Genomic DNA, 9,807 nt, shown 5'->3' with positions numbered 1-9,807 from the left:
GCCGGCGCCGCGCTGGCCGCCGCCGAGCTGTACGGCGAGCAGGCCCACCTGGCGCGCGTGCTGCAGAACAGCCTGCTCCCGCCGGAACTGCCGCGCCTGCCCGGGATGACGCTCGCCGGCGGTTACCGCGCCGCCGGGGACAGCCTGCGCATCGGCGGGGACTTCTACGACGTGTTCCCCACCGCCGAGGGCGGTCTCCTCGCGCTCGGCGACGTCTGCGGCAAGGGCGTCGGCGCGGCAGTGCTGACCGGCCGGGTACGCCAGTCGCTGCAGACGCTGCGCCTCGTCGAGCAGCGTCCCCGGGAACTGCTGGAGCTGCTCAACCGGGCGCTGCTGGACGCGCCGGACGCCGCCCGCCGGGCCCAGTTCACGACGCTCCTGCTCGGCGCGGTCCGCCGCGAGCCCGGCGGCGGGCTGCGGGTCCGGGTGGCCGGCGGCGGGCACCCCGCCCCGCTCGTCGCCCGCGCCGGCGGCGGGATCGAGACCGTCCGGGTGGGCGGCATGCCGGTGGGCGCGCTCACCGACGCGCGGTTCGTCGACGCCGAGGTACGGCTGGCGCCGGGCGACCTGCTGCTGGCGTACACCGATGGGGTGACCGAGGCCCGGGGCGGCCCGACCGAGCTGGCCATGTTCGGCGAGGACCGGTTGCGCCAGGCGGTCGCCTCCGGTGCCGGGCTCCCGCCGGCCGCGCTCGTGGAGCGGGTGCTCCAGCTCGTCGACGAGTGGCTGGACGGGCAGCCGCACGACGACATCGCCATGCTGGCGCTGGCCGCCGGGTGAGCCCGGAGCACCGGATCGGGCCGGAGACGCTCGCCGCGTATCTCGATCACCTGGACCGGGCCGACCGGGCCGGCGCGATCGCGCTGGCGCAGGAACTGCTCGCCGACGGCGTGCCGGTCGCGGACATCCTGGTGGACCTCGTCGCGGTGGCGCAGCAGGAGATCGGCCGCCGCTGGCTCACCGGTTCCTGGAGCGTGGCCAGGAGCACGCCGCCACCCATGTCAGCGAACTCGTGGTCGGCGCGGTGGGCGCGACGATCGGCGCACCGCGACGTGGGCACGTGGTGATGGCCTGCGTCGAGGGCGAGTGGCACGCGCTGGCCGCCCGGATCGTCGCCGAGGTGGTCCGGGCGGCCGGCTGGCGGGTGACGTTCCTGGGCGCCAGCGTGCCGGCCCGGCACCTGGTCTCCTACCTGCACCAGACCGGCCCGGACGCGGTACTGCTGAGCTGCGTGCAGCCGAACCGGCTGGTCCGGGCGGCGCGGATGGTGGAGGCGAGCCGCGCGGCCGGGGTGCCGGTACTGGCGGGCGGCCCCGGCTTCGGGCCGGAGGGCCGGTGGGCCGCCACGATCGGCGCGGCGGCCTGGGGCGCCAGCGCCCGGGACGCCGTCGCGCTGCTGGACCGGCCGCTGTCCGCGGGCACGCACATCGGCGCGCCACCACCGCCGCCCGACGACTCGTACGTCGCCCTGCTGCACCGGCGGCGGGAGCTGGTCCGGCTCGCGCTGACCGCGGTGGACCCTCCCGAGGAGACCGCCGAGGACGCCGCCACCGGCATCGCGCACCTGGTGGACGCGCTGATCGCGGCCGTGCGGGTGGACGACGACCGGCTGCTGCGGGACTTCGTCGAGTGGCAGGCGGAGGCGCTGACGTCCCGGGGCGGGCGGGCGCTGCTGGACGAGGTGCTCGGCACGCTGGAGCGGGCGCTGACCGAGCATCCCCGGGTGGTGGCCCGGCTGCGGGCCGTCCGCGGGTGAAGTCAGGCGGTACGGGCCACCGGCGGCTCGCCGGACGGGCGGGCCGGGTCACCGATCCGCTCCCCGGAGGGCTGCAGCACCGGCCAGCCCTCGGCCGCTGTCGCCTCCCCGCGCCGGCCGACCACGTCGAACTCGCGCATGCCCTGCAGCAGTGCCACCCGGCCCTCCGAGCTCATTCCGTCCAGGATCCGCTTCCAGCCGGCGCCGCCGGTCGGTGCGCAGTTCGGCGAGGAGCCGCAGGGCCTCCGGAGTGAGGTGCAGGGAGATCTCCCGCCGGTCGTAGCGGCCCGGCTCGCGTTCCAGCATGCCGGCCGCGACCAGCCGGTCGCAGAGCCGGCTGGCGGAGGAGAGCAGCATGTCGGTGAGGGTGGCGAGCCGGCGGAGGTTGATGCCGTCATACTGCTCGACGACCATGATCGCGCGTAACTGGGCACTGGACAGCCGGCTGGTGGTGCGCTCCCGGGCCGCCTCCCAGACGGCGAGCAAGGTGCCTGCCGCCTCGTCCAGGGCGGCGGACATACTCGTGTCAGGTCCCTGGGGACCAGGCTCTTCGGTCATGGTGGGCCCGAGACTACCCCCCGGATCTGCCCGGCGACCTGTGCAAAGGAGCAAAGATGAGCGGAGCGGAGGGCCGCGCGCGCCGGGTCCTGACCGAGGCGCCGACGGATCTCATCGTGGACCGGCTCGCCGCCGAGCTGGCGCGCACGTACGGAATCACCCGCACCGAGCTCTACCAGGTCGACTACCGGCTCGCCGAGCTGCTGCCGCTGGGTGACGGCGAGGCGCTCGCCCGCCCCGGTCACCCGGCCTGGCGCGCCTTCGACCACCAGGAGCCGGTGATCGCCGACGAGGTGGGCTGGTTCCCGGTGGGCATGCGCGGCGAACGCCGGGGCGTCCTCCGGGTCTCTCCGGTGCCGGCCGACCCGGACGCGCGCCGCGAGCTGGACACCATCGCCACGGTGCTCGGGCACGAGCTGAGCGCGGTCATGGCGACCACCGACATCTACCGGACCGCCCGGCGCAGCCGGCGCCTCACGCTGGCCGCCGAGATGCAGTGGGAGCTGCTGCCCGGGCGCAGCCGGATCCGGCCGTCGTTCAGCCTGGCCGGGCAGCTGGAACCGGCGTACGCGGTGCGCGGGGACAGCTTCGACTGGTCCGACGACGGCCACCGGCTCTGGCTGGCGGTCTCCAACGGCTTCGGTGAGGGGGTGGCCGCGGCGCTGCTCGCCTCGCTGGCCACGTACGCGCTGCGCAACGCGCGCCGGGCCGGGCTCCCCCTGGCCGATCAGGCCGCGCTGGCCGACCAGGCGATCTACGCGCAGCACCGGGGCCAGCAGCATGTCTCGGTGCTGCTCGTCGAACTGGACCTGGCCACCGGCACGCTGGCCGTGGTCGACGCCGGTTCGCCCCGTCTGCTGCGGCTGCGGGCCGGCGAGGTCAGCGAGCAGGCGCTGGACGAGCAGTTCCCGCTCGGCATGTTCGAGGGCACCGACTACCGGGAGCAGACGTTCCAGTTGGAGCGCGGTGACCGGCTCTTCGTGGTCAGCGACGGCGTCATCGACGCCACCACCGAGCAGGGGCGCTACGGCGAGGCGGCGCTGGACCGGTTCCTGCGCCGGACCGGGCCGATGGAGCCGCTGGACGCGGTCCGGTCGCTGATCGGCGACCTGCGGGCCTTCGTCGCCGGCGATCTGGTGGACGACGCGGTGGTGGTGTGCCTGGACTGGCTGGGCCCGCAGCCCTGACCCGGCCCGCTCAGTACGCGCCGCGGCTGTTGATCACGGCGCCGAACGTCTTCCAGAGGATGGTCAGGTCGGCGGCCAGCGACCAGTTCTCCACGTAGTAGAGGTCGAGCCGGATGCCGTCCTCCCAGCTCAGGTCGGACCGGCCGCTGACCTGCCAGAGGCCGGTCATGCCGGGCTTGACCAGGAGGCGTCGCGCCACGTCGCCGTCGTAGCGGGCCACCTCGGACGGCAGCGGCGGGCGCGGGCCGACCAGGCTCATCTGGCCGAGCAGCACGTTGACGAGCTGGGGCAGCTCGTCCAGCGACCACTTGCGCAGCAGCCGGCCCACCCGGGTCACCCGCGGGTCGTCGCGCATCTTGAACATCAGGCCGTCGGTCTCGTTGCGCGCGGCCAGCTCGGCGAGCAGGGCGTCGGCGTTGACCACCATGGTGCGGAACTTGAAGACGCCGAACTCCTCGCCGCCCTGACCGACCCGGGTCTGCCGGAACAGCACCGGACCCCGGCTGTCGATCTTGATGGCGAGCGCGATCACGATCAGCAGCGGCGCCAGCACGAGCAGCGCGATCAGCGAGATCGACCGGTCCACGAAGCCCTTGACCAGCTTGCGGGCGCCACGGAACTCGGGCGCCTCGACGTGGATCAGCGGCAGGCCGGCGACCGGGCGGGTGTGGATGCGAGGGCCGGCGACGTCGGTCAGCGCCGGCGCCACCACCAGGTCGACCCCGGTGCCCTCCAGCTGCCAGCCCAGGCGGCGAAGCCGGGTCGCGGTCAGCTCACCGGAGGCGGTGACCGCCACCGTGTCGGCGCCGATCGCGGTGGCCGCCTCCGGGATGCCCCGGAAGGAGCCGACCACCGGCACGTCACCCAGCCGCTGCGGCACCGGGGCGAGCAGCGCGTCCGGAATGCACGCGCCGACCACCTGGTAGCCCGCGTACGGCTCCCGGCGCAGCGTGTGCACCAGCTCCAGCACGTGTGCCGTGTCGCCCACCACGAGCACCTTGCGCGACCAGCCGGCGCCCCGGTCGCGGGCCCGGTGCAGCCGCTTGCGGGCCGCGAACCGCGCCACCTCCAGGCCGACGGTGCCGACGGCGAAGGAGATGGCCAGGAAGCCCCGGGAGACGCCGACGTCGGCGATGTACCCGGCGATCGCGATACCGCCGGCCAGCCGCATGCTCGCCGCGCTGACCCGGCGGTACTCGTCCGCGCCGTACCCGAGCACCTGGTCGTCGTAGCACCGCATCGCCTTGAGCGAGACGAGCCAGACCAGCAGCAGCGCCGGGGCTACCACGACGTACGGGATCTCGGACCCGGTCGGCTCCTCGTCGCCGAACCGGGCCAGGTAACCGACCAGGATGGCCACCGCCAGCACGGTGGTGTCCAGCACCACCAGGACCCGGATGTAGGCCCGCTCCGCGGCTCGTGTCGTCTTGCCCGGGCGTTCACCACCGGGTCGCGACGACGTGGCAGGGGTCAACAGCGTCGCCGAGGTCACCGGCCCTCCCCACTTCGCTCAGGACCGCCCCGTCCCCGCCCGGCTCCGGTGTGGAGCCCGCGGTCGAGGCACCCGGTCATCATGCCTGGACAATTATGGTTACCGATTGATTCGGACGCATTACCGTCAGTTCTCATCCCGCGTCTTGACCCGGGAAGCCTTCCGCCGTACCGGATTTGCCGGTACGGCGGAAGACTAGCGCTGAGCTTCAGGTCAGCGCGGGGCGGGCGGCCGGAGCGCGATCGCCCGGAGGAAGATCTCGCCGATCTTGCTGGGGTCGGTGGTGACGAACGCGCCGCCGCCGGTGACCTTGGTGATCGACTCCAGCTCGGCCCGGTTCACCTCGGTGCCGATGCCGATGATGACCACCTGGACCGGCTGCTCGTCGTCCTTCAGCTTCTTCAGCTGGTCCAGCAGCTCCTTCTGCGAGATGCCGTTGTCGTCCTCGTTCTTGCCGTCGGTGAACAGCACGATCGAGTTGACCTTGCCCGGCTCCCAGTCCTGCTGCACCTTCTTGTACGCCGCGAGCATGGTGTCGTACAGGCCGGTGTCGCCGCTGGAGGGCTTGATCGAGGCGAGGCCGCGCTGCAGCGCCCCCCGGTTGCTCGACAACGGCTTTATTCCGACCAGCTCGCTCCAGTCCTGCGAGCCCTGAAGGTTCGTGGAGAACGTCCACAGGCCGATCGACCAGGAGTCGTCGAAGAGCCCGAGGCCCTGGCTCGCGGCCGCCACCGTGACCTGCTCCCGGCTGGCGCCGTTCGCCGTCGCGACCGGCTTCTTCATCGAGCCGGAGACGTCGATGACGCAGAGCATCCGGCCCGACTGCGTGGCCACCGACCAGGTGGTGGTCGCCGTCGAGATGGCGCCCGGGTCGAGGTCGGCCGCGCCGCCCTGACCGGACGGCGGCACCTGGCTCGCGCCGCCGTTCGCCGGGCTCGGCGCGCCCGTCGGGGCCTGGAAGCCGCGCCCCCAGTTGCCGTCCGGCGCGCGCAGCGCCTGCGCGGCCAGCCGGTCCTTGAAGTCCGGCGTACGCAGCACCTCGAAGAGCACCCGGGCGGCGGACGCCTTGGCCGGCTCGATGCCGGGCAGCACCGCGAACGGGTAGTCGAGCGGGATCGGCACCGGCTCCAGGTAGAGCGCGGCCAGCCGGATCGGCGGCTTCGTGCTGTTGTAGGCGATCACGTCCTCCTCGGACAGCGCCGCCGCGCCCAGCCCGTTGGCGATCGCCGTCGGGTCCGACGAGCGCGGGAACCGCGCGAGGAGGTCCTGCCGCAGCGAGGAGCGGTTCGTGGCGAGGGCCCGCAGCGCCCCGACCATCGCCTCCTGCGCCTTCGGCGAGCCGGAATCGCCGGTGGAGCTGGCGGCGGCGGTGAGCGACAGCAGCCCGGACAGGCCGGCCGCGTCCTGGGTCGGCTCGACGATCCCGGCCCGCAGCGGCTTACTCGCGGTGACCTGGGTCAGCAGGTCGGACCAGCGGAGCTTCTTGTCCGGCCACCCTATGCGCGAGGCCACCGGCTCGGGCAGCGCCACCACCACCGGGCTGCGCGCGATCGAGGCGCCGTTCGTCGGCGCGAAGGCGCTGGCTCCGCCGCTCTTGAGCCGGACCAGCCAGGTCGAGGAGTCCGGCACCCAGACGTCCGGGGTGACAGCGGTGCCGCTGGCCTGCCCGACTCCGGCGAGCGTGGCGCCGTGCTTGCTGGCCACCGCGGCGGCCACCTCGACCGACTCCGAGGAGGAGACGTTGACGGCGATGCAGGTGCCGCCCACCGCGGCGCCGTCGGCGACCCACTGGTCGGCGGCGCCGCGCACCGCGGGGGCGATCTCCGGGGCGGTCGCCACCGACAGCTCGATCCGGCCCGAACAGTTCGGGCCGGCCAGCTGCTGGTAGCCGAACCAGGAGCCGCCCACGACGGCGACCAGGGCTACCGCCACAGCGGCGGCGCCTGCTCCACGGAGGTTGGAACGCATGCGATGGCGGCCAGACACGGTGACCATCTTGCGTACCTCGTGGGGTTACCACCACAACCGTTCGGACGAAAGTTACGCAGCAGAAACAGTTGATCACCTAACTCATACGCTAAGTTACTGGTCAGTCATTTCAGAGTGATGAAGTCCACTGCGGACGGTCGTTTCGGTGACCGTCCGCTCACGGCAGGAAGCAGGTCGGGCTCGCCACCGGCACCGGCTCCCCCATCACCTCGGGCACGCCGCTGACCGGATCGACCCGGAAGATCCTGATCATGTCGGCCCGCTCGTCGGCGACGTACAGGTGCTCACCGGCGAACGCGAAGTGCCGGGGCCACTCACCGCCGGTGTCGACCTCGGCCACCAGCTCCGGCGCTTCGCCGTCGAGCGCGAAGACCGCCACCGTGCCGACGCCCCGGTTGCCCACGTAGAGGAAACGCCCACCCGGTCCCACGCTCACCTCGGACGGCTGGACATGCCCGGCCCGCCCGCTGGCGTCGACGCGCGCCCGCTCCCGCGGCCCGTCCGGCGTCAGGTCGTACGCGGTGACAGTGGCGTCCAGCTCGCCGACCAGCCACGCGCGCCGCCCGTCCGGGTGCCGGGCCAGATGGCGGGGCCCGGTGCCGGGCGGAGTGCTCACCCGGGGCTCCCGGGGCGTCAGCCGGCCGGATCCGGCGTCGACGTCGTACCGGTAGACCGAGTCGGTGCCCAGGTCGACGGCGAGCAGCGCCCCGCCGGCCGGATCCGGCGACACCATGTGGCAGTGCGCGTGCTCCTGCCGGTCGGTGTCCGGGCCGTGCCCCTCGTGCCGGACCAGGTCGGCGCGCTCCCCCGGCACGCCCTCGGCGTCCAGGCCGAACACCGCCACGCTGCCGCCGCCGTAGTTCGCCACGAACAGGTGCCGCCCGTCCGGGGCCACCGCCACGTGACAGGGCTCGGCCCCGCCGGACGGGCGCTCACCCAGCGGCGTGAGGTCGCCGTCCGGCGCCACCCGGAACGCGCCGACCCGGCCGTCCGGCAGCTCGTTGCACGCGTACAGCACCGGCAGCGCCGGATGCCGGGCCAGGAACGACGGCGACGGGGTGACCGCCACGACACCCAGCGGCGTCAGCCCGCCGGTCGCCCGGTCCCGCCGGGCCGCGACGACGCCCTCACCCCGCCCGCCCGTCTCCGCCGTGTAGCCGCCGATGTGGACGATCTCGTCCTGCCCGGTCACCGCTCCCACCTTCCGTCGGTCCTGTCTCCGCCAGATCCAACCAGAGGCTTCCCGGTCAGGCGTCCGATCAGTCCCGCGACGGCCGACGAGATTCGCCGCCGGCGGCTCAGCCCACCGGCACCGGCTCGCCGCGCTGCCGCGCCACGTGCTCGACCAGCGAGATCAGCACCAGCTTGCCGGACTGCCGGTCCCGGGCGTCGCAGAGCACGAGCGGGACGTCCGGGTCCAGGTCGAGGGCGTCGCGCACCGCCTCCAGGCCGAACCGCCGGGAGCCCTCGAAGCAGTTGACGCCCACCACGAACGGGATGCCCCGCTGCTCGAAGTAGTCGATGGAGGGAAAGCAGTCGGCCAGCCGCCGGGTGTCGGCGAGCACCACCGCGCCGAGCGCGCCGAACGCCAGCTCGTCCCAGAGGAACCAGAACCGGTCCTGACCCGGGGTGCCGAACAGGTAGACCTGCAGGTCGTCGTTGATGGTGATCCGGCCGAAGTCCATCGCCACCGTGGTGGTCGCCTTCTGCTCCACCCCGGAGACGTCGTCGGTGTCGAGCCCGGCGCCGGTGAGGACCTCCTCGGTCTGCAACGGCCGGACCTCGCTCAACGCGCTGACCAGCGTCGTCTTGCCGGCGCCGAAGCCACCGGCGATGAGGATCTTCAGAGCCAGCGGCACCTGGGGCGCCCCCGGCTCCCGGTCATAACGCACGGAGTCCACTGACCACCGCCTTGAGGATGTTGTCGTCGGGCAGGTACGCGGTGGCCGGTGGCCGGTGCACCGCGACGAAGCCATGGGCGAGGAGGTCGCCGAGCAGCACCCGCACCACGCCCACGGCGAGGTCCAGGTCGGCGGCGAGGTCGGCCACGGCCTTCGGCCGGCGGGCCAGTTCGATCAGCCGGCGATGCTCCGGCTGGAGGCCGGGCGTGCCGGCCGGCTCGGCGTCCGGCGTGGCGAGCACGAAAGCCAGCAGGTCGAAGCCGTCCACCGGCGGGCGCACCCGGCCCCCGGTGAGCGTGTACGGGCGCACCACCGGACCGGCGTCGGCGTCCAGCCACTCGTGTTGCGGCCCGGGCGAGTCAGCGCGCATCGGCCGGCCCCCCGCCGCTGCGGGCCGGCGCGGCCAGGTTCTCCCCGACCCGGATCACCAGCATCGCCATCTCGTACGCCACCAGGCCGATGTCGGCGTCGGCGTCGCTCGCCACCGCCAGGCAGGCGCCCTGTCCGGCGGCGGTCACGAAGAGATAGGCCGACTCCATCTCCACCACGGTCTGGCGGACCGCGCCGCCGCCCAGGTGCCGGGTGGCGCCCTTGGCCAGGCCGGAGAAGCCGGACGCCAGCGCGCACAGGTGCTCCGCTTCGCTGCGGTCCTGGTCGCCGGAGGCGCCGAGCAGGAGCCCGTCCGCCGAGAGCACCACCGCCCGGCGTGCGGCGGGCACCCGCTCCACCAGGTCGTCGAGCAGCCAGTCGAGATCGGCGTTCTGCCGCGTCGTGTACACCACTAGGCGTCCCTCTCAGTCGCGGTTCGGTCCTCCGCCACCGGCAGGGCGGGCTCCACGGCCGGCCCCGACGTGGCGGACGGCGTACCGGTGTCAGGCTTTTCGGTGGTGGCCGGATCGGCGTCACCGGCCGGGTCGGTGGCGC

General features: G+C 73.8%; 11 protein-coding genes. 4 read left to right on the top strand and 7 right to left on the bottom strand.

All coding sequences use genetic code 11. The features are described from left to right. From MCBG_RS25740 to MCBG_RS25735, 3 genes are all read left to right on the top strand, one after another. Positions 1-780: PP2C family protein-serine/threonine phosphatase (locus MCBG_RS25740; RefSeq protein ID WP_043328797.1), on the top strand; the 780-nt coding region annotated here is incomplete at its 5' end. Continuing rightward, positions 777-1,067, top strand: a complete 291-nt coding sequence (locus MCBG_RS34400; RefSeq protein ID WP_223201331.1) for a B12-binding domain-containing protein — start codon at positions 777-779, stop codon at positions 1,065-1,067. The genes MCBG_RS25740 and MCBG_RS34400, both read left to right, overlap by 4 nt. Next, complete coding sequence (locus MCBG_RS25735) at positions 1,025-1,756, top strand: cobalamin B12-binding domain-containing protein (RefSeq protein WP_223201330.1); 732 nt, start codon at positions 1,025-1,027, stop codon at positions 1,754-1,756. Before MCBG_RS34400 ends, MCBG_RS25735 begins: the two co-directional genes overlap by 43 nt. Positions 1,757-1,804: 48 nt before the next feature. Here the strand turns inward: MCBG_RS25735 and MCBG_RS25730 are convergent, their stop codons facing one another. Then, on the bottom strand, positions 1,805-2,275 hold the full coding sequence (locus tag MCBG_RS25730; RefSeq protein WP_223201329.1) for a MarR family winged helix-turn-helix transcriptional regulator: 471 nt from the start codon (positions 2,273-2,275) through the stop codon (positions 1,805-1,807). A 95-nt stretch (positions 2,276-2,370) separates the two neighbouring features. Between MCBG_RS25730 and MCBG_RS25725 the strand changes: the two genes are divergently transcribed. Beyond that, positions 2,371-3,501, top strand: coding sequence for a PP2C family protein-serine/threonine phosphatase (locus MCBG_RS25725; protein ID WP_043328796.1), 1,131 nt, complete (start codon positions 2,371-2,373; stop codon positions 3,499-3,501). Positions 3,502-3,511: 10 nt separating this feature from the next. On the opposite strand, the gene MCBG_RS25720 is transcribed toward MCBG_RS25725, so the two are convergent. From MCBG_RS25720 to MCBG_RS25695, 6 genes are all read right to left on the bottom strand, one after another. Further along, positions 3,512-4,993, bottom strand: coding sequence for a sugar transferase (locus MCBG_RS25720; protein WP_043328795.1), 1,482 nt, complete (start codon positions 4,991-4,993; stop codon positions 3,512-3,514). Between the two features lie 213 nt (positions 4,994-5,206). Continuing rightward, positions 5,207-6,961, bottom strand: coding sequence for a substrate-binding domain-containing protein (locus MCBG_RS25715; protein WP_051611375.1), 1,755 nt, complete (start codon positions 6,959-6,961; stop codon positions 5,207-5,209). Between the two features lie 178 nt (positions 6,962-7,139). Beyond that, positions 7,140-8,174, bottom strand: coding sequence for a lactonase family protein (locus MCBG_RS25710; protein WP_176722729.1), 1,035 nt, complete (start codon positions 8,172-8,174; stop codon positions 7,140-7,142). A 106-nt stretch (positions 8,175-8,280) separates the two neighbouring features. Then, the gene (locus tag MCBG_RS25705; protein ID WP_043328792.1) at positions 8,281-8,883 is read right to left on the bottom strand and encodes a GTP-binding protein; all 603 of its coding nucleotides are present in this window, start codon (positions 8,881-8,883) and stop codon (positions 8,281-8,283) included. Then, on the bottom strand, positions 8,864-9,253 hold the full coding sequence (locus MCBG_RS25700; RefSeq protein WP_030502282.1) for a DUF742 domain-containing protein: 390 nt from the start codon (positions 9,251-9,253) through the stop codon (positions 8,864-8,866). Before MCBG_RS25700 ends, MCBG_RS25705 begins: the two co-directional genes overlap by 20 nt. Next, positions 9,243-9,665, bottom strand: a complete 423-nt coding sequence (locus MCBG_RS25695) for a roadblock/LC7 domain-containing protein (RefSeq protein WP_043328791.1) — start codon at positions 9,663-9,665, stop codon at positions 9,243-9,245. Before MCBG_RS25695 ends, MCBG_RS25700 begins: the two co-directional genes overlap by 11 nt. Positions 9,666-9,807: the final 142 nt, after the last annotated feature.

This window comes from Micromonospora sp. M42 (genome assembly GCF_000568915.1).
Lineage (GTDB): Bacteria > Actinomycetota > Actinomycetes > Mycobacteriales > Micromonosporaceae > Micromonospora > Micromonospora chalcea.
The sequence above is the reverse complement of the archived record's forward strand: the minus strand, read 5'-3'. Positions and strand labels throughout refer to the sequence as shown.

Coding starts and splice junctions, on each gene's coding strand:
- MCBG_RS25730 (WP_223201329.1), bottom strand. CDS start 2,275: ATGTCCGCCGCCCTGGACGAGGCGGCAGGCACCTTGCTCGCCGTCTGG.
- MCBG_RS25725 (WP_043328796.1), top strand. CDS start 2,371: ATGAGCGGAGCGGAGGGCCGCGCGCGCCGGGTCCTGACCGAGGCGCCG.
- MCBG_RS25700 (WP_030502282.1), bottom strand. CDS start 9,253: ATGCGCGCTGACTCGCCCGGGCCGCAACACGAGTGGCTGGACGCCGAC.
- MCBG_RS25715 (WP_051611375.1), bottom strand. CDS start 6,961: ATGCGTTCCAACCTCCGTGGAGCAGGCGCCGCCGCTGTGGCGGTAGCC.